The 18,926-nt window shown below is 70.6% G+C and carries 17 protein-coding genes; 8 read left to right on the top strand and 9 right to left on the bottom strand.

Features of this window, described 5'->3' with window-relative positions:
* Positions 1-137: 137 nt before the first annotated feature.
* Complete coding sequence (locus ABD714_RS02595; RefSeq protein WP_344810704.1) at positions 138-1,241, bottom strand: Gfo/Idh/MocA family protein; 1,104 nt, start codon at positions 1,239-1,241, stop codon at positions 138-140.
* Positions 1,241-2,005 (bottom strand): sugar phosphate isomerase/epimerase family protein, encoded by a 765-nt coding sequence (locus tag ABD714_RS02590; RefSeq protein ID WP_344810703.1) that lies wholly within the window; start codon positions 2,003-2,005, stop codon positions 1,241-1,243. Before ABD714_RS02590 ends, ABD714_RS02595 begins: the two co-directional genes overlap by 1 nt.
* 147 nt (positions 2,006-2,152) lie before the next feature.
* Here ABD714_RS02590 and ABD714_RS02585 point away from each other — a divergent pair, with 147 nt between their 5' ends.
* On the top strand, positions 2,153-3,166 hold the full coding sequence (locus ABD714_RS02585; RefSeq protein ID WP_344810702.1) for a LacI family DNA-binding transcriptional regulator: 1,014 nt from the start codon (positions 2,153-2,155) through the stop codon (positions 3,164-3,166).
* A gap of 14 nt (positions 3,167-3,180) precedes the next feature.
* On the opposite strand, the gene ABD714_RS02580 is transcribed toward ABD714_RS02585, so the two are convergent.
* Genes ABD714_RS02580 through ABD714_RS02570 form a run of 3 tightly spaced genes read right to left on the bottom strand, consistent with a single transcriptional unit; the run spans position 3,181 to position 5,660 of the window.
* Complete coding sequence (locus ABD714_RS02580) at positions 3,181-3,972, bottom strand: EI24 domain-containing protein (RefSeq protein ID WP_344810701.1); 792 nt, start codon at positions 3,970-3,972, stop codon at positions 3,181-3,183.
* Between the two features lie 3 nt (positions 3,973-3,975).
* Positions 3,976-4,488, bottom strand: a complete 513-nt coding sequence (gene purE / locus ABD714_RS02575) for a 5-(carboxyamino)imidazole ribonucleotide mutase (RefSeq protein ID WP_344810700.1) — start codon at positions 4,486-4,488, stop codon at positions 3,976-3,978.
* Complete coding sequence (locus tag ABD714_RS02570; protein WP_344810699.1) at positions 4,485-5,660, bottom strand: 5-(carboxyamino)imidazole ribonucleotide synthase; 1,176 nt, start codon at positions 5,658-5,660, stop codon at positions 4,485-4,487. The genes purE and ABD714_RS02570 overlap by 4 nt, the downstream gene beginning before the upstream one ends.
* A 137-nt stretch (positions 5,661-5,797) precedes the next feature.
* Here ABD714_RS02570 and aztD point away from each other — a divergent pair, with 137 nt between their 5' ends.
* A complete protein-coding gene (gene aztD / locus ABD714_RS02565) occupies positions 5,798-7,081 on the top strand; it encodes a zinc metallochaperone AztD (RefSeq protein WP_344810698.1) in 1,284 nt (427 codons plus the stop codon).
* 7 nt (positions 7,082-7,088) lie between these two features.
* On the opposite strand, the gene ABD714_RS02560 is transcribed toward aztD, so the two are convergent.
* Genes ABD714_RS02560 through ABD714_RS02550 form a run of 3 tightly spaced genes read right to left on the bottom strand, consistent with a single transcriptional unit; the run spans position 7,089 to position 10,082 of the window.
* Positions 7,089-8,072, bottom strand: coding sequence for an aldose epimerase family protein (locus tag ABD714_RS02560; RefSeq protein ID WP_344810696.1), 984 nt, complete (start codon positions 8,070-8,072; stop codon positions 7,089-7,091).
* Positions 8,062-9,243, bottom strand: coding sequence for a mandelate racemase/muconate lactonizing enzyme family protein (locus tag ABD714_RS02555; RefSeq protein WP_344810695.1), 1,182 nt, complete (start codon positions 9,241-9,243; stop codon positions 8,062-8,064). Before ABD714_RS02555 ends, ABD714_RS02560 begins: the two co-directional genes overlap by 11 nt.
* Positions 9,243-10,082 carry an IclR family transcriptional regulator gene (locus tag ABD714_RS02550; RefSeq protein ID WP_344810694.1) on the bottom strand — a complete coding sequence of 280 codons (840 nt, stop codon included), beginning with the start codon at positions 10,080-10,082 and terminating at the stop codon, positions 9,243-9,245. Before ABD714_RS02550 ends, ABD714_RS02555 begins: the two co-directional genes overlap by 1 nt.
* A 132-nt stretch (positions 10,083-10,214) precedes the next feature.
* Here ABD714_RS02550 and ABD714_RS02545 point away from each other — a divergent pair, with 132 nt between their 5' ends.
* From ABD714_RS02545 to ABD714_RS02525, 5 genes are all read left to right on the top strand, one after another.
* Positions 10,215-11,165, top strand: a complete 951-nt coding sequence (locus ABD714_RS02545; protein WP_344810693.1) for a carbohydrate ABC transporter permease — start codon at positions 10,215-10,217, stop codon at positions 11,163-11,165.
* Positions 11,162-12,031 (top strand): carbohydrate ABC transporter permease, encoded by an 870-nt coding sequence (locus ABD714_RS02540; RefSeq protein WP_344810692.1) that lies wholly within the window; start codon positions 11,162-11,164, stop codon positions 12,029-12,031. The genes ABD714_RS02545 and ABD714_RS02540 overlap by 4 nt, the downstream gene beginning before the upstream one ends.
* A 69-nt stretch (positions 12,032-12,100) precedes the next feature.
* Entirely contained in the window at positions 12,101-13,450 is a 1,350-nt protein-coding gene (locus ABD714_RS02535) for an ABC transporter substrate-binding protein (protein ID WP_344810691.1), read from the top strand.
* Complete coding sequence (locus tag ABD714_RS02530; RefSeq protein WP_344810690.1) at positions 13,450-14,499, top strand: zinc-dependent alcohol dehydrogenase; 1,050 nt, start codon at positions 13,450-13,452, stop codon at positions 14,497-14,499. The genes ABD714_RS02535 and ABD714_RS02530 overlap by 1 nt, the downstream gene beginning before the upstream one ends.
* A complete protein-coding gene (locus tag ABD714_RS02525; protein WP_344810689.1) occupies positions 14,496-16,286 on the top strand; it encodes a glycoside hydrolase family 36 protein in 1,791 nt (596 codons plus the stop codon). The genes ABD714_RS02530 and ABD714_RS02525 overlap by 4 nt, the downstream gene beginning before the upstream one ends.
* Positions 16,287-16,309: 23 nt before the next feature.
* Here the strand turns inward: ABD714_RS02525 and ABD714_RS02520 are convergent, their stop codons facing one another.
* Positions 16,310-17,074, bottom strand: coding sequence for an SDR family NAD(P)-dependent oxidoreductase (locus tag ABD714_RS02520; protein ID WP_344810688.1), 765 nt, complete (start codon positions 17,072-17,074; stop codon positions 16,310-16,312).
* A gap of 32 nt (positions 17,075-17,106) precedes the next feature.
* On the opposite strand from ABD714_RS02520, the gene ABD714_RS02515 reads away from it, so the two are divergent.
* On the top strand, positions 17,107-18,918 hold the full coding sequence (locus tag ABD714_RS02515) for a glycoside hydrolase family 36 protein (protein ID WP_344810687.1): 1,812 nt from the start codon (positions 17,107-17,109) through the stop codon (positions 18,916-18,918).
* The last annotated feature ends 8 nt before the right edge of the window (positions 18,919-18,926 follow it).

The raw sequence follows: 18,926 nt of genomic DNA, 5'->3' as shown, positions 1-18,926 counted from the left end.
AGCCCGAACGCCGATCTGCTCAGCCCGAACGCAGATCTGCTCGGGTTTGTCGGCCTTGCTCGGTCTATAGACCGAGCGAGACCGACAAACCCAAGCAGACCCGGGACGCCCGAGCAAGACCCCGGGGCGGGCAGACCTCAGACCGTGGCGGCCAACGGGTCCCAGTCCGCCGGCAGCGGCTCGGACGGCTGGACGGTGCTCTGCACCGCGACCACCTGTCCCGACTCCGAGGCCTCCGCGATCGAGACCATGATGTCGAGCACGTGGTAGGCCAGCGCGCCGGTGGCCCGGTGCGGACGGTCCTGTCGGATGGCCCGGGCGATGTCCAGCGCCCCCGTGCCGCGCTGCGACTTGGCCACCGTCGACTCGAGCGGCTCCCAGTCCTCGCCGCCCGGGCGGCGCAGCCTGATCTCACCGTCGAACATGTTGGGATCGGGGATCTCCAGCGAGGCCTCGGTGCCGGTCACCTCGAGCAGGATCCGCGGCACGGCGGAGTCGAAGCTCAGCACCAGGGTCAGTGCCTGGCCGCTCTCGAACCTCACCAGGGCGGTGGTCTGGCTCGGCACCGTGACGTCGAACTCCTCGCCGGCCTTGGGACCGGCGTGGATCGTGCGGCGCTCGCGGGCCTTGGAGCCGACGGCGGCCACGGACTCGACCGGACCGAACATCTGCACCGCGGCGGTGAAGTAGTACGGGCCGATGTCGAACAGCGGGCCCGCGCCCTCCTGGAACAGGAAGGCGGGGTTCGGGTGCCACAGGTCCGGGCCGGGCTGCTGCATCAGGAACAGCGCGCTCAGCGGTCGGCCGATGACACCGCCGGCCAGCACGCCGTTGACCGCCTGCAGACCCGAGCCCAGGAAGGTGTCCGGGGCACAGCCGACCCGCAGGCCGGCCGCCTCGGCGGCCTCCAGCAGGGCCTTGCCGCTCTCCCGGTTCAGGCCCAGCGGCTTCTCGCTCCAGACGTGCTTGCCGGCGGCGATCGCGCTGCCGCAGACCTCGGTGTGCACCGCGGGCGGGGTCAGGTTGATGACCAGCTCGATGTCGGGGTGGTTCAGCACCACGTCGTTGGCGCCGTGCAGCGCGACACCGTACTCAGCCGCCTTGGCCGCCGCGATCTCCGGGTAGAGGTCGGCGATGGCCAGCAGCTCGACGTCGGCGAACGACTTCAGGTTCTCGATGTAGGTGCCGCTGATCACGCCCGCGCCGATGATGCCGACGCCGACGGGTCCCTTGCCGGTCATCAGCGAGCACCCCCCTTGTCCGCAGAACCGGCGACCAGGTACGCCCGGCTGGCGCCGACGGCCTCCACGAGGTCACCCTCGGAGTCGTCGAGCTCGACCACGAACAGCGCGTTCGGGGCGGCGGCCATGTAGTCGTCGACGGGCACCGAGCCCGACCCGACCGCCACCTGCTTCTTGTTGTCCAACGATCCGTCTCCGTCCTTGATGTGCAGGGCGACGACGCGATCCCCGAGCCGCTCCAGCAGCGCGGGGACGTCGGCACCTCCGACGTGGGCCCAGTAGGTGTCGACCTCCAGCACCACACCGTCATCGAGCTGCTCGGCGAGCACCTCGAGACCGTGCACGCCGTCGATCGTCGAAACCAGCTCGTACTCGTGGTTGTGGTAGCCGACGGTCAGACCGTACTCGGCCGCCTTGGTGGCCGCCGCGTTGAGGTCGGCGGCGACCCCGGCGATGCCCTCCGCGGTCTCCCACGCGGTCCGGGGGCTGGACGGCACGATGACGGTCTTGATGCCCAGCTCCCGAGCCGCGGCCAGGATCTCGTCCTGGTCGTCGGCGGCCAGCAGCCCCATGTGGGTCGTCGGCGCGGTCAGCCCGTGGGCGCTCAGCCCGGCGGTCAGCTCACTGAGGTAGCGGGTGAAGGCGAACGGCTCGACCTGGGTGTAGCCGAACGCGGCGATCTTGGCCAGGGTGCCGTCGAAGTCCTCCTCGAGCGCCCCACGCACGGTGTAGAGCTGGACCGACAGCTGGTCTGGGTTGGGCATGCTTCTCCTCGTACGGAGCCGGGAACCGGCTCATGGTGTTCGTGGACGTCGTCCACCCTTTCACCAAACGGACGTTCAGGGAAGGCAGGCAGGGCGCTGATGTCGGCCGTATCGCAAAACCGGTTCAGTCGCTAGTCTCGTGCCACCATGAGCCGCGTCACCATCAACGACATCGCCCGTCGCGCCGGTGTCTCGAAGGGTGCCGTCTCGTACGCCCTCAACGGTCGCCCCGGGGTGTCGGAGGAGACCCGCCACAAGATCCTGGACGTCGCCCAGGAGCTCGGCTGGGCTCCCAACCGGACCGCCCGGATGCTCAGCGGCTCGCGCACCGAGACGTTCGGCCTGGTGCTGGCCCGCGACCCCCGCACCCTGGGCTCCGAACCGTTCTACATGGAGTTCGTCGCCGGTCTGCAGAGCGAGCTCTCCCGCCGGGGGTACGCCCTGCTGCTCCAGCTGACCCCCACCGCGGAGAACGAGCTCGAGCTCTATCCCCGGTGGTGGTCGGAGCGGCGGGTGGACGCTGTCGTCGTGGTCGACATCCGCGTGTCCGATCCGCGGGTCGCCGCTCTCGGTGAGCTCGGGGTGCCGGCGGTCTTCGTCGGCGACCCGGCCATGACGGGCGGCTTCACCACCGTGTGGACCGACGACGCCACAGCCATGGCCTCCGCCGTCCGCCGGCTGGTCGAGCTCGGCCACCGCCGGTTCGGCCGGGTCGCCGGGACCCCGGGCCTCAGCCACACGCGGGTGCGCGACCTCGCCTTCACCCAGGCCGTGGCGGCCGAGGGACTCACCGGCACGATCCTGCACGCCGACTTCTCCGACGTGGCCGGCGGCCGTGCCACCCGGGAGCTCTGGGACCACCCCGAGCCACCGACCGCGATCGTCTACGACAACGACCTGATGGCCATCGCCGGGCTCTCCGCGCTCTCGGAGCTGGGCATCTCGGTGCCGCACGACGTGAGCCTGCTGGCCTGGGACGACTCCGCGCTCTGCACCATCACCCACCCCAAGCTGTCGGCCATGCACCACGACGTGATGGCGTTCGGCGCGCACGTGGGACGGCGGCTGTTCGATCTGCTGGTGGGCGCCGAGCCCGCGGCTCACCTCGACTCCACCCCGGTGCTGGTGGAGCGGGAGAGCACCGCCCCGGCGCCCCGCTGACCACCCCGGTCCGGTCAGCTCGTCGACGGGCTCAGGCCCGATCCTGCCTGTTCGGGCGAGGTCAGCAGCTCCCGGGTGAGGAACACCCCACCGGCCGTGGCCACCGGGAAGACCACCACGGCGACGAACGGGATCGCCAGCAGCAGGAAGCAGGGGACGGAGAACCCGAGTACCCGCCAACGGCGGCGCTGCATGGCCGCACGACGTTGGGCCAGCATCGGGAAGCCGCGGCGTTCGAAGCTCGGACCGATCAGCTCGAAGCAGAGCATCCAACCACCGAAGCAGGCCGAGACCACCGGGATGACGGTCTGCCCGACGACCGGGATGAACTGGGCGAGGAACAGCGGGGCCGCCGCCAGCACGGAGATCGCGATCAGGGCGACCGACTGCCGCAGAGCCCGTGGCAGGGAGCTGCGCCAGCTCTCACCGGGGTCGGGCAGCGCTCCGGACAGCTCGGAGTCGACCGCCTCGCTGATCTTGTCGTAGACCGGCGCACCGAAGGCCATCGTCAGCGTGCTGAACGAGATGATCATGACCAACAACGTCGCCCCCAGCACCCCCAACGCCGCCAGGGTCTCCACCGTGCTCCTGGCCGCCGCTCCCCACCCGTCGGCGAACGGCGTCAGCGCGCCCCCGATGTCGGGCAGCCGGGTGAGCAGCAGCACCAGCAGCACCGCGAAGAGCACCGACATGATCAGCGGCGGCACCGCCCCCAGCCAGAAGAGGCGGGGGCGTCGGGTCAGGAAGCGCAGGCCCTTCAGGAGCAGGGACGCTCCCCCGACGGCCTCGGTGATCACGCCGGCCACGACTCAGACCCCGCCGACGGCGTCGCGGACCGCGGCACCCTTCGCCTCGGCCGTGGCCCGGAGCTGGTCGGCGAAGCCGATCAGCCGGGCGGTGAGCTCGGGATCGCCGGTGGCCAGGATCCGGGCCGCCAGCAGCCCGGCGTTGCGGGCGTTCCCGATCGCCACGGTCGCCACCGGGACCCCGCTGGGCATCTGCACGATGGACAGCAGCGAGTCCATCCCGTCGAGGTACGTCAGCGGCACCGGCACGCCGATCACCGGCAGCGGGGTCAGCGCCGCCAGCATCCCGGGCAGGTGGGCGGCCCCCCCGGCCCCGGCGATGATCACCTCGAGTCCCCGGGTGTGGGCTTCCCGGCCGTAGGTCACCATCGCCTCCGGCATCCGGTGCGCGGAGACGACGTCGGCCTCGTACGCGATGCCGAACTCGGTCAGCGCGTCCCCGGCGGCGCTCATCACCGGCCAGTCCGAGTCCGAGCCCATCACGATGCCGACCCGCGGGCCGTCTGCTGCACTCATACGTCTTCTCCCATCAGGTAGCCGGCGGCGTGCCGAGCGCGTTTGCGGACGTCGTCGAGATCGCGACCGTAGGTGGTCACGTGCCCGACCTTGCGGCCCGGCTTGACCTCCTTGCCGTACAGCTGGACCCGCAGCCGCCGGTCCCGGGCGAAGCAGTGCAGCAGCGCCGAGGGCAGATCCGTGACCGAGCCCCCGAGGACGTTGGCCATCACCGTGCACGGTTCGCGCGCCGCCGGGTCCCCCAGCGGCAGGTCGACCACCGCGCGCAGGTGGTTCTCGAACTGCGACGTGTGCGCGCCGTCGATGCTCCAGTGCCCGGTGTTGTGCGGGCGCATGGCGAGCTCGTTGACCACCACGGTGCCGTCCGGCCGCTCCATCAGCTCGACGGCGAGCAGTCCGACCACCCCCAGCTCGTGGGCGATGCCGAGGGCCAGCTGCTGGATCTGCACCGTCCGATCGTCGTCGAGCCCGGGTGCCGGTGTGGTCGTCTCCACGCAGACCCCGTTGCGCTGCACGGACTCCGACACCGGATAGGCCACCGCCTGGGCCGACGGCGACCGCACCACCAAGGCACTCAGCTCGCGGCGGAAGTCGATGAACTCCTCCCCGACCACCACGACGCCCGACGTGAGGTGCGTGAACGGCTGGTCCGCCTCGGCCGCCGAGTCGAGCTTCCAGACCCCCTTGCCGTCGTAACCACCCCGCGAGGTCTTGGCGATCACCGGCCAGCCGATCTCGTCACCGAAGGCGACCAGGGCGGCCGCATCCGGCACCACCCGGTAGGTCGGGCACGGCACCCCGAGGGCGCTCAACCGGTCGCGCATCACCGCCTTGTCCTGCGCGTGCACCAGGGCCTCCGGCCCCGGTCGTACCGCGATCCCGGCGTCCACCAGCTCGTGCAGCAGGTCGGTCGGCACGTGCTCGTGGTCGAAGGTGATCACGTCGCAGCCGGCGGCGAAGGCCTTCACGGTGGCCGGGTCGGTGTAGTCGCCGACGGTGACGTCGTGCACGACGGTCGCCGCCGAGGTGTCGGGGCCTTCCGCCAGCAGCCGCAGCCGCAGTCCCAGGCCGGTGGCCGCCTCGTCCATCATCCGGGCGAGCTGGCCGCCGCCGATCACGCCGACCACGAACGGGCGCTGGGGTCTCGATGCCGGCCGGGAGTCCGATGTCACCCGGCGAAGGATAGGGGCGAGGCGGCTCGCGGCGGAAACCCAGCATCTAATGAAAATGATTCTCATATTTGTTAGAGTGCCGGCTCCACTGCACCTGCACAGCCCAGCCGTTCCCCGAACCAGAGAGCGAACCCGCCATGCCCCTCGTCCTCCCCCGCCGATCGATCCGACGACCCCTCGCCCTGCTGACCGGGCTCGCCTGTGCGGCGGTCCTCAGCAGCTGCGGCACCGATGTCGATCCCGCCGCCCGAACCGATGGAGCGTCGCCGTCCGCCCCCTCTGCGGCCGCCCGGCCGGCCGAGGCGGCGGCAGCCACACCACGCCTCACGGTCACCTACGACGGTGGGGTGCAGATCCTCGACGCCGCCACCCTCGAGGTGCTCGCCGACCTGCCGCTGTCCGGCTTCAACCGGCTGAACCCGGCCGGCGACGGTCGCCACGTGCTCGTGTCCACCGAGGGCGGCTTCCGCGTCCTCGACGCCGGCACCTGGGGGTCCTCACACGGTGACCACGGGCACTTCTACACCTCCGCGCCGGCCCTCACCGACCTCACCTACCCCTCCCGCGAACCGGGCCACGCGGTCCCGCACCACGGCCGGACCGCCCTGTTCGACGACAGCACCGGCCGGGTGACCGTCGTGGACAGCGACAAGATCGCCGACCCGTCCGCGACGCGTCGCGACTACACCACCCCGCACGCGCACCACGGCGTCGCCCTCGAGCTGGCCGATCGACGCCTGGTCGTCTCCGCGGGCACCCAGGAGGCGCGTACGGGCATCCGCGTGCTGGACCAGGAGAACCGGGAGATCGACGAGAGCACCGCATGCCCGGGCGTGCACGGCGAAGCCACCGCCGAGGACGAGACGGTGGTGATCGGCTGCACCGACGGCGCGCTGGTCTACCGCGACGGGACCCTCACCAAGGTCGCCAGCCCGGACGACTATGGCCGGATCGGCAACCAGGCCGGCAGCGACGTCTCCCCGGTCGTGCTGGGTGACTACAAGGTCGACGAGGAGGCCGAGCTGGAGCGCCCCACCCGCGTCAGCCTGATCGACACGAAGAAGGCGAAGCTGACCCTGGTGGACCTGCCGTCGTCGTACACCTTCCGGTCGCTGGGGCGCGGACCGAAGGGGGAGGCGCTGGTGCTGGGGACCGACGGCGCGCTGCACGTGATCGACCCGACCTCGGGCAAGATCACCACCTCGCTCGCGCTGATGGCGTCGTGGACGGAGCCGGACGAGTGGCAGTCCCCGCGGCCGACGCTGAAGGTGAGCGGCGACATCGCCTACGTCACCGACCCGGCCACCTCGTCGGTCATGTCGGTGGATCTGACCACGGGCGCGGTGATCACGAGGACCGCCCTCTCCGTCACCCCCAACGAGCTGGTCGTGGCCACCGGGACGGCTGAGCACCACGACTGACAGCTGACTACCCGACGCGACCCACCCGGGCGGCGAGCGACCACGTCCGGGTGGTCCCGGCCGGCAGGACCTGGTGGGTGCCGGCCGCCACCCCGTCGAGCACCGACAGCGGGTGGCCGGTGCAGGGCTCCAGCACCAGGACGTCCAGTCCACGCCAGCCGCCGCCGTACGAGGCGAAGGTCCAGCAGGACGGCAGCTCGGCGGGGTCCCAGGTGAGGGTGAGTCCGCTGCCGGCGGTGGGGTGCTGCACCCCGCAGCGACCCTCGGTCAGGGCGGTGGCGAGCAGGAACTCCGACACGCCGCCGCCGACGGTGTCCGGCACCCGGCGGAAGTCGTGCTCGACCCCGTCCAGCACCACGTCCGGCCAGGTGAACCGGCCGCCCTCGGGCCGGACACGCGGCTCTCCGAAGGCGTGCACGTCGACCGCCCCGGCCGCCACGTCGATCAGGGTGTCGGGGTGCACCCGGACGGCCACGTGGGACTTCCACAGGAACGGGAGATCCCGGCGCCCGGTGTTGGTGACCCGGTAGTCGGTGCGCAGCTCGGGACCGCGGCCCAGCACCAACCGCTTGGTCACGCTCGTCGCCGAGATCGGCGTCCGCACATGCAGCTCGAGGACCGCCTCACCGGCGGCGGTGGCCACCCGCCGGACCTCCCACGGCACCGACCACAGCTCGCCGTGGTCCGGCATCGCCTCACCGGCCAGGACCTCCGGTTCGTCGTTGGGGAACAGCTCGTCCCAGCCGCCCAGGAACGCGTCGTCGTAGCCGGCGCCGAACGGCACCGGCCGGACCGGCACCCGGTCGTTGCGCCAGAGCAGCTCGTTGTCGGCCGCCTTGTCGACCAGGCTGATGATCTTGCCACCGAGACCGGGCAGCAGCACGGCGCGCAGGTGCCGGTTCTCCAGCACCACGGCGGGCTGACCGGCCAGCGACCACTCCGTGCTCACCCGCGGGTTCGTCGCCGACGAGGCCAGGGCGTCAGCGGACACGCAGGCGCTCCAGCACCGCCTGGTCGATCTCGATCCCCAGACCCGGACGGTCCAGCGGCACCCGGACCCGGCCGTCGACGAACTCGATCTCCCGACGCACCAGGTCGCGGGCGATCGGAGAGGTCGAGACCGTGTGCTCGATCAGGCCGCCGCCGGGGATCGCCGCGGCGAAGTGGGTCGAGGCGGCCACCAGCACCCCGCTCTTGAACGCGTGCGGGACGACCCGCCGGTGTCGGGTGTGGGCGAGCCAGGCCAGCCGCCGCCCCTGGGTGAGTCCCCCGCAGCGGGCGAGATCGGGCTGGATCAGGTCGACACCGCCCTCGTCGATCAGCCGCTCGAACGCGCCGTAGTCGCTCTCCGCCTCGCCCCCGGCGATGACCAGCGAGCTGCGGTCGGCCAGCGCCCGGTAGCCGGTCAGGTTGTCCGGGGCCACCGGCTCCTCCAGCCACCCCACGTCGTACGACTCGAGCATGGACGCCATCCGCAGCGCGGTCTTGGTGTCCCAGACCTGCCCCGCGTCGATCATGATCGTCACGTCGTCGCCCGCGGCCCGGCGGATCTCCCGCACCAGCGACTCGTTGAAGGCGAGGTCCTGACCGATCGGGCCCCAACCGAACTTGATCCTGCGGTAGCCGCGTTCGGCGTAGCGTGCCGCCTCGCGCGCCGCGAGGGCCGCGGTGTCGGGCATCACCAGGCTGGCGTACGCGTCCAACCACGACGACCGCGCCCCACCGAGCAGTCGGGCGACAGGCACCCCGAGCACCTGGCCGGCCAGATCCCACAAGGCGATGTCGACCCCGCTGATCGCGTGCATCGTCGCGCCGCCCGCGAAGTAGCGGCTGCCGTCCACCATGGCGTGCCAGCAGACGTCGATGTCCAGCGGGTTGCGTCCGAGCAGGATCGAGCGGAGCCCGCGGGCGATCAGGTGCGACGGCTCCGCCTCCACCACGGCCTTGGCCACCAGGGGCGCGGAGTCCACCTCGCCGACGCCCACGGTCCCGTCGCTGGCCGTGACGAAGATCAGGAGCGTGTCCTGGGTGCCGTCACACCGCTCGGCGTCGACCTGGTCCAACCGGCAGAACACGGCCCGCACGTCGGTGATCGTCAGGTCCGGCACCCGCGGCGGAGCCGCCGACGGGATCGACGGGGTCGGACGCGAGGGGTTCGGCATCAACGGTCTCCTTGCTGGGGTCGGGTCCGGGGCCGGCCCGGCGCCTCGTCGACCGTCGGCTGCTCGGGCGCCAGCACCCGCTCCCCCAGCTCCTCGCTGATGATCCCCCGCACCATCGGGGCCTGAGCCATCAGGTCGGCAGCAGAGGTCCGGCTGCACACGGCGCTGATGCTGAGCGCACCGGCCGGGACGGTCGGTGAGTCGAGGAACAAGGGAAACGCGATGCACACGATCCCCAGGTCGTTCTCCTGCAGGTCCAGCGCGTAGCCGCGCTGCCGGCCCTCGACGAAGGCGGCGTGGAGCTGGTCGGCGCTGACCAGGGTGTGGGCGGTCCGGGCCACCAACGGTCCGTGCCGGTCGACGTAGTCCTGGACCGCTGGGAGGTCGTGCAGCCGGTGCATCAGGAGCGCCTTGCCCAGACCGGTCCGGTAGGCCGGGTTCCCACCGCCGATCACCGAGCTCATCTGGAACGTCTTCCGGGTCGGTGAGACCTTGGCCTGGTAGACGATGTCGGCGCCCACCAGCACGCCGTAGTGCGTCGTCTCCCCGGTGGCGTCGGCCAGCCGACGCAGCACCGGCTCGACGGTCAGGCTGGACTGCTGGGCCTCGTGGTAACCGAACACGAGCTGCAGCAGGTCGAAGCCGAGGTGGTAGACGCCGTCCGCGTCCTGCCGGGCGAAACCGCTGTCCACGAGAGCCGCCAGAGCCCTGTGCACACTGGACTTCGGGGCCTCGACCGCCAGAGCTACCTCGCCGAGCCGGGCGCCCGCCGGCCGTTCCCCCAGGCAGCGCAGGATGGCCAGCACGCGCGCCGAGCCCGTCAGCCCGCCGTCCGACATCGTTCACCACCCACCGATACGCATCCGTTGTGCCAGGCCCTTGACCACGTCGACTGCTGTCGTACGATAACACCATCCCACTCAGAGGAAAGCCGTTCCGATAATCGGAATACTCAACGAAGAGAGCAGGGTATGACCGCACTCGCGTCGGCCTCCCGGTCGACTCCGGCCGTCCAGGAGCCGCAGCGGCGCCGCGGCACGCTGGCCCGGCGGCAGGCACTGTGGTGCTACGTGTTCATCGCCCCGGCCGTCCTCGGACTGCTGCTGTTCTCCCTGGGTCCGATGATCGCCTCGCTGTGGTTGAGCTTCACCTCCTACGACCTGCTCAGCTCACCGGAGTGGGTCGGCACCCAGAACTACACCGACCTGATCGCCGACGACCTCTTCCGGAAGTCGTTGAGCGTCACGCTGGTCTACGGGCTGGTGTCGGTCCCCTGCACGATGCTGATCGCGCTCGTCCTGGCGATCATGCTGAACGCCAAGATCCCTGCCCTGCCGTTCTTCCGGTCCGCCTACTACCTCCCGAGCGTGATCAGCGGGGTGGCGGTCGCGACGCTGTGGAAGTGGATGTTCAACGGCGAGTACGGGCTGATCAACGCCGGCCTCGCGCGGCTCGCGATCGCCGGCCCCGCCTGGCTGACCGACGAGCAGTGGGCGCTGCGGGCGCTCATCTTCATGAGCCTGTGGGGCTTCGGCGGCACCATGCTGATCTACCTGGCCGGTCTGCAAGGAGTGCCCAAGGAGCTCTACGAGGCGGCGCAGGTCGACGGGGCGAGCCGCCTCCGGCAGCACCTGCACGTCACCGTCCCGATGCTGTCACCCGTGACCTTCTTCAACCTGATCATGGGCATCATCGCCAGCCTGCAGGTGTTCGCCGAACCGTTCGTGCTGACCAAGGGCGGGCCCAACAACTCCACCCTGCTGCTATCGGTCTACCTCTACCAGAACGCCTTCCAGTACCTGAAGATGGGTTACGCCTCGGCGATCGCCTGGGTGACCTTCGCCATCATCCTGGTCTTCACCCTGCTCGTCTTCCGGTCGATGCCCATGTGGGTGCACTCCGAGGCGGGTGAGGAGAAGTGAGCACCACCGTCCGGTCGTTCCGGGCCAGCAAGACGCGTCCCCGGATGACCCTCGGCTCCTGGCTGGTGACCATCGCCCTGTCGCTCGGCTGCCTGCTGGTGCTGATGCCGGTGATCTGGATGGTGCTCACCTCGCTCAAGGCGCCCGACCAGGTGTTCCGGATGCCGCCGCTGTGGATCTTCTCGCCGCAGTGGGGCAACTACCCCGAGGTCCTGCAGCTGGTCCCGTTCCAGCGCTACATCCTCAACACCGCCACGATCGTCGGTCTGGTCACGGTGGGGACGCTGCTCAGCTGCTCCTTCTGCGCGTACGGGTTCGCCCGGCTCAAGGCCCCCGGTCGCAACGCCATCTTCCTGATCCTGATGGCCACGCTGATGCTGCCCACCACCGTCACCCTGGTGCCGACCTACATCGTGTTCAACCACCTCGGCTGGCTGAACACGTTCAAGCCGCTGATCCTGCCGGCGTTCTTCGGCTCGGCCTTCTTCATCTTCTTGTTCCGGCAGTTCTTCCTCGGCATCCCCAAGGAGCTGGAGGAGGCCGCCCGGATCGACGGCGCCGGCTACCTGCGGATCTGGTGGACGATCTTCCTGCCGCTGTCCTGGCCGGTCATCGCCACCGTGTCGGTGTTCACCTTCGTCGCTGCCTACAACGACTTCTTCGGACCGGTCATCTATCTGTCGGACGAGTCCAAGTACACGATCGCGGTGGCCCTGTCCTACTTCAGCGGCTCACCCCGGATCGGACCACAGACCCATCTGCTGATGGCCGCCACCACCATCGCCGCCCTGCCCTCGATCGTCGTCTTCCTGCTCGCCCAGCGCTACTTCATCAAGGGGATCGCCGTCAGCGGCGTCAGCAAGTAGCGACCCACCCCGGCCACACCCAACGCCCGCACCAGCACCAGCACCAGCACCCAACGAAGGGGATCTCTCATGGTCAGCTCGAGTCCGTTCCACCGTGTCCCGGTCAGTCGTCGCACCCTGCTCGGCGGGTTGCTCGGCGCGACCGCCCTCACCCTGGCCGGCTGCTCCGGCGGCGACGAGCCCGCCGCCCAGGCGCCGGCCCCGAGCAGCACCGAGGTCCTCGGACGCACCAACCTGGAGGTGCTGGCCTGGACCAACGGCCCCACCATCGACGACAACTTCAAGAAGCGCGTCGCCCAGTTCAACACCGAGATGGCCGGGAAGTTCACCGCCAAGATCAACTTCCTGCCCTACGACCAGTACTGGCAGAAGATCCAGCTGCAGTACGCGGCCAACAAGCCGTTCGACATCTACTACTGGGACGTGCAGGCGTACGCGCACTTCAAGAAGGGTCTGGTCCTGGACCAGCAGCCCGCCGTGGACGCCACCGAGATGGTCGACGCGGCGACCTACCCGACCAAGCTCTACGACCCCTGGAAGTTCGACGGCAGCAACCTCTACTGCGTGCCGGAGAACATCCAGTCGATGGCCCTGTTCTACAACAAGACGCACTTCGACGCCGCCGGCATCGACTACCCCGACGCCACCTGGACCTGGGACAAGGTGATCGAGGTGGCGCCGAAGCTCACCAAGTCCAGTGGCAGCAAGGTCACCCAGTGGGGTCTGGACATCGGCGACCTCGGCGTCTGGTGGGGGATCCAGACGCTGGCCTGGGCCGCCGGCACCGCCTTCGTGGACAAGCCGCTGGAGCCGACCGCGTTCCAGATGACCGACCCGAAGGTCATCGAGGCCATGACGTTCGTCCAGGACCTGATGTGGGACAAGCACGTGGCGCCTCGGCCCGAGGAGCGCGCGGCGGTGAGCGAGAACAACGGCGGGTTCTCCTCCGGCGCCTACTCGATGATGCCCGGTGGGACCTGGAACATCGCGTCCTACACCCAGATGAAGGACGAGTGGGCGATGGCGCCGCTCCCCCTCTACCAGGGCAACAGCACGGCGCCCTACTGGCTGGGCGGGTGGGTGGTACCGGCCAAGTCGGGCGCCATCTCGGCCGCCCAGGCCTTCGCGCTGTGGAGTGCCACCACGTTCCAGTCGACGATGGCCAAGAACCACGACTGGATCCCGTTGCAGAACGCCGCCCGCAGTGGGACCGACATGCTCGACGGCATGCCGGACGGGTTCACCGACGCGATGGAGAACCTGCCGAACGCCCGGATCGGGGACATCTACACGGGCAACATGCAGCAGATCTTCAACGAGGTGTTCGGACCGAACTTCGATCAGCTGTTCAACAACAAGCTGACCCCGGCCGACGCCGCCCAGAAGATGCAGGACGGCGCCACCAAGCTGTTGACCTGATGCGCGCCCTGGTCCTCGCCGAGGTCGGCAGGTTCGAGCTGGTCGATCTCCCGGACCCGCAGCCGGGAGCAGGCGAGGTGCGGGTGCGCGTCACCCAGTCGGGGATCTGCGGGTCCGAGCTCGGCGGGTTTCGGGGGACCGACGGGCTGCGGCACCCCGGGTTGGTGTTCGGCCACGAGCTGATCGGGCTCGTGGACGCGTACGGACCCGGGGTGCCGCCGGACCGGCGCCTCGAGCCGGGCAGCCCGGTCACCGTCAACCCCCTGTGGTCGTGCGGTCACTGCCCCATCTGTCGTGCCGGACGACCCAACGTGTGCCCGGACCGGCGACTGCTCGGCGGTCACGTGAACGGCAGCAACGCCGAGCTGGTGGTGGTCGATGCCGGGTCCCTGCACCCGATCGACGCCGACGGGTCGGACACGATCATCCTCGCCGAACCGACCGCCTGTGCGCTCCGCGCCGTCCGTCGGACCAGCGTCGGACCGGGCGGCTCGGCCCTGGTGCTGGGGGCCGGGCCGATCGGGCTGCTGCTGCTGGAAGCTCTGCGACGAAAGGGAGTCGAGGTGCTGCTCTTCACCGAGCGGATGGACGGACGGGTGCCGGCCGGTCGTGCCAGCGGAGGCGTACGGCTGCCCGACGGCGACGACGAGCTGCTGGACCTGGTCCGGGAGCGCACCGGCGGTCACGGGGTGGACGCCGTGTTCGATGCGGTCGGCAGCAGCCAGACCCGGCAGAGCGCGGTGCAGGCGGTCCGGGCCGGCGGTGACGTGTGCCTGGTCGGGCTGCACGCGGGCGAGTCGATGCTGCCGGTGCGGAATCTGATCCGGCGCGAGGTCGCGTGCGTGACCAGCTTCGCCTACACACCCACGGACTTCGCCGATGCGGTCGCGCTGCTGCAGTCCGGTGACGTCGACTTCCACGGCGAGATCGTGCACGCCGGTCTGGAGGCCGGGCAGTCATGGTACGAGAAGCTGGTGGCCGGGCATCCCGCCGGCAAGATCGTGCTGGAGCCGAGCCCGGCCACGGTGACGGCGGGGGCGGCGCGGTGAACGACGTCTATCGCGTGCTGCCGGCCGGCACCGGCGCTGCCCCGGAGCTCGTTCGCCGAGCCGGTTCGGGGGCGACCTGGGCGACGACCGTCACGGGACCCACCGACCCGGCCGGCACCAGCCCCGACCTGATGATCATCGAGCTGCCCGCCGTCCACGCGCTGTCCGGCTTCACCAGCTCGTGGGGGTTGGAGTTCGAGCCACGGTCACTGGTGGCCGACGAGCAGGTCGTCTGGGAGGTCACCAGCGGCCGTTCCAGCAACGGCGCCCTGCCCTGGCTGGCCGCCGAGACCGACGCGGGTGTCGTCGTGGTCACCGTCCACTGGAGTGGCAACTGGCGTTTCGTCATCACCCCCGGATCCGACGGCACGCAGATCGCGGTCGGCCTCCATCCCGAGGGACAGCTGGTGATCCTGGCCGAGGACGAACAACTCCGGTTGCCCGAGGTCAGCGTCGCCGTCGGTGAGACGCCTGCCGACGCCGGGGCAGCGTTGGCCGCCTTGCTCTCCGGGCAGGTGCCCCCGTCGGCGGCCGGCCTGCTGACGGAGTGGAACCACTGGTGGCCGTACGAGGACGCCGAGATCGACGAGGCAACCTTCCTGGCCGAGGCGACGGTCGCGGCGGACCTGGGACTCGAGGTGGCCGTCCTCGACGCCGGCTGGTTCGGCCGTCCCGAGGCGAACAGTGACTGGGTCGCGGAGCGGGGCGACTGGCACCGCGTCAACACCGCCCGTTTTCCGCACGGGTTGGCCTGGTTGGCCGCGGAGACCCGCCGGCGGGGCATCGCCTTCGGCATCTGGATCGAGGCCGAGGCCATCGGCCCGGGTGCGTCGGTCGCGACCGAGCACCCGGAGATCGTCGCCCGCACGGACGACGGCCCGCTCGGCTACGTCTGTCTGGGCTCCCCCGCCGGCCGGACGCACGTGCACGATCACGTCGCCCGGCTGATCGACGAGACGGGGGCCCGCTGGATCAAGTGGGACTTCAACCTCGACCCCGGCTCGGGCTGCCGGCGCGATGATCATGGGCACCACGCCGACGACGGCCTGCTCCGGCACTACCTCGGCTTGTACGCGGTGCTGGACCGACTCGCCGCCGCCCACCCGGACACGGTCTTCGAGGCGTGCTCCTCGGGTGGTCTGCGGATCGACGCGGGCCTGGCCGCCCATGTCGACGGCTTCTTCCTCTCCGACCCCGACTGGACCGAGCACCACCTGACCTGCCTGTGGGGTGCGGCCCGGCTGCTCCCACCGCGCCAGCTGCTGCACTGGCCGCAGAGCGAGTGGCGGGGTGAGCACCGGTTCCAGAAGGTCGACTACTCCGGCACCCTGATCACCCCGGCGGCGTTCGACACCAAGATCAGGGCCGCGATGCTGCACCGCTTCGGGATCTCGGTCCGACTGACCCAGCTGCGCCCCGACCTGCGGGAACGCCTGCGACACCACCTGCGGGTCTACGAGCGGTCCGTCCGACCGCTGCTGGTCGACGGACTGCTGCGGCCGCTGACCGACCAGCCGCTGCGGGAGGAGAAGGGCCACCGGCAACCAGCCTTCCAGCTGACCTCGGGGGACGAGCACGTCGTCGCCGCCTTCCTGCTGCCGCCGCAGTGGAGCTGGGCGCCGATCCTGCCGACCGATCTCGAGCCGCAGGCCCACTACGAGGTGCGGGACCTGGACACCGACCAGCCGCTCGGGGTCAGCACCGGCGCCGACCTCTCGTCGGTCGGGCTGCCCGCACCGGGCGGGTCAGGCACCTCGGGCTGGTGGTCGGTACGGCGGCAGCGGTGATCGAGGTAGGCGCTGGGCGCCGGTCACGTGGGGTACGGGTAGCAGCGGGCCGTCGCCCCGCCGTCCACGGTGATCGCCTCGCCGTTGACGAAGGACGCCTCGTCCGACAGCAGGAAGGCCACCACCCGGGCGACCTCCACCGGTTCGATCAGCCGACGGATCGGGTGCAGATCGGCGTACTCCGCGAGCAGCGCCGCCGGGTCGTCGGCGGCGTCCAGGAAGCTCTGGGTCAACGGAGTGCGCACCGCCCCGGGGCGAACGGCCGTGCAGCGGATGCCGTGCGGTCCCTCCTCGACAGCGAGCTGGCGGGTCAGGGCGTCGATGCCGCCCTTGGTCGCGGCGTACACGAACGACTCCGGAAAGCCCACCAGGGCGTGGATGCTGGACATGTTGACGATCGAGCCCCCGTGGTCGTGCATCACCTCGGTGGCGACCGCGCAACCCAGCAGGGTGCCGACGAGGTTGACCCCGACGACGGCGGCCAGATCGGACTCGACCAGAGCGCGGGCGGTGGTCGGTCGTTCGATCCCGGCGTTGTTCACCCAACCGGTGAGGCGACCCAGCCGCTGCGCCACGTCCCGGGCCCGTTCATGATCAGCTCGCTGGGTGACGTCTCCTGGCACCGGCGCGAACCGCGGCCCCAGCTCGACGGACAGCCGCTCCAGACCGCCGCCGTCCCGGTCGAGCCCAACGACCCACCAGCCCCGCTCGACCAGGACCCGGGCGATGGCTTCGCCGATGCCGCTGGCCGCCCCCGTGACCACCACCGCCTCGTCGCGCCCGTCCACACGCCCAACCTAGTCCTCGTTCGGAGTGCCTCGTGACCCCTCTGCCACCTGATGTCGAGCTCGGGCACGCCACACCGTCCGGCGAAGCGGCCGGCTTCGTCCGGCTAACCACCGACCTACGTGATCATGGTCCGGCCGGGACCTGCCTGGCCGAGCTCCGGCTTCCCGGCCGCCAGGTCGAGGTCGAGTGGCTCTATCCGTTCTCCTGGGACAGCGCCGACCGTGGCGTGGTCACGACCACGCGGCGACTCGTACCCGGCGATCGTCTGTGTCTGCACGCCGGTCCGTACGGAACGGCTGACGCCGCAGCCCACCGCGACGGCGTCGGGATGGAGTTCCCGCCCACCGGTGACGGCCACCGCTACCGCCCGGACTCCGTGCTGCCACCGCAGCCTGACGACGACCACCAGGACACCGCCGCCTGGCTGGTCGCGCGGGTCGCCGACCGGTACGTCTGTCTGGCCTGGGAGTACAGCGGTCACCTGATCATGACCGTGGAGGTCGACACCGATCAGGTGGTGATTCGCTCCGTGCTCCCCGCCGACACCTTCGCCCCCACCGCGGAGACGCGTTCGGCGCCTGGCCCGACGGGTTGGTTGAGCATCGCGGCCGGCGATCTGGAGACCGGGGCGGCTGCGCTGCGCCAGCTGATCATCGAGGAGATGATCACTCCCCCGGATCTCTCGGACTCACCGGGACGGCCCGGTTTTCCCTGCCTGGTGGCCAACTCGTGGGGTGTCCAGGAGAACACGTCGACGACGCGGATCCTGGCCATGATGGATGCCACCGCCGCCGTCGGCGCGGAGGTGTTCGTCGTCGACAAGGGCTGGGAGCGCTCGGTCGGCGACTGGTACCCGAACGACCGGTTCCCGTCCGGGTTGCGGGCCCTGTCGCAGGAGGCTCGTCGTCGCGGGATGGGGTTCGGGGTCTGGTGCGGCTGGGGCAACGCCGATCCCCGGTCCCCCGTGGCCCTGCAGCACCCTGACTGGTTGGCCACCTCGCGAGGGCACATCCCCGTGCTCAGCTTCGACAACCACGCGCTCTGCCTGGGACACGATCCGGCCCGCGACTGGGTGCTCGCCGAGCTGAGCCGGCTGGTCACCGACGACGCCCTCGACTGGCTGCTGCACGACTTCGAGACCATCGCACGCTGCGACGCCGCACATCACACCCACGATTCCGGCGCCGGCGAGCACGCCGCCGAGGCCGCCTTCCACCACATCCTGCGCACCCTCGCCCTGCGGTTCCCCCACCTGGTGCTCGAGAACTGCTGGAACGGCGTCCGACCGCTGGATCTGGCCATGATCAGGAGCCACCACACCACGATCACCGAGGACCACTGCCGGACCCACGAGAACACCCTGGCCAAGGTCGGACTCGGCCGCCATCTGCCGCTGGACTGGCAGAGCGCCTACATGGGGGCCGACGACCGGGACGGACGGGCCCGCTTCGCCCCGTACGTGATCGGCGGCCCGTGGGTGCTGATGGACGACCCGGACACGTGGACCCAGCAGAGCCGCGCGGACCTGGCACGCGCAGCGGACGTGTTCAAGGCCTGGCGCACCGACCTCCGCACGGCGACGATCAGCCGGATCACCGCCACGCCGTCCAGTGTCGACACCGTGCTGGCCACCCTGGCCGACGGCCGCGCCCTGATGGCGATCAGCGCCCCGCCCGGCGTCCGGCAGATCGAGCTGGAGCCCGGCTTCGTCGGGACCTACGTCGTGCGGGACGAGTGGTCCGGCACCGAGAGCGGACAGGACCTCGACGGCTCGCCGTGGCTGATCGACGTGGAGCCGACCGGCGACGGTCTGATCCTCAGCCTGACCCCTTCCTCGGGCTGAACCCGCTT

Source organism: Microlunatus aurantiacus (assembly GCF_039536605.1).
Lineage (GTDB): Bacteria > Actinomycetota > Actinomycetes > Propionibacteriales > Propionibacteriaceae > Microlunatus > Microlunatus aurantiacus.
This window is presented reverse-complemented; position numbering and strand designations above follow the sequence as displayed.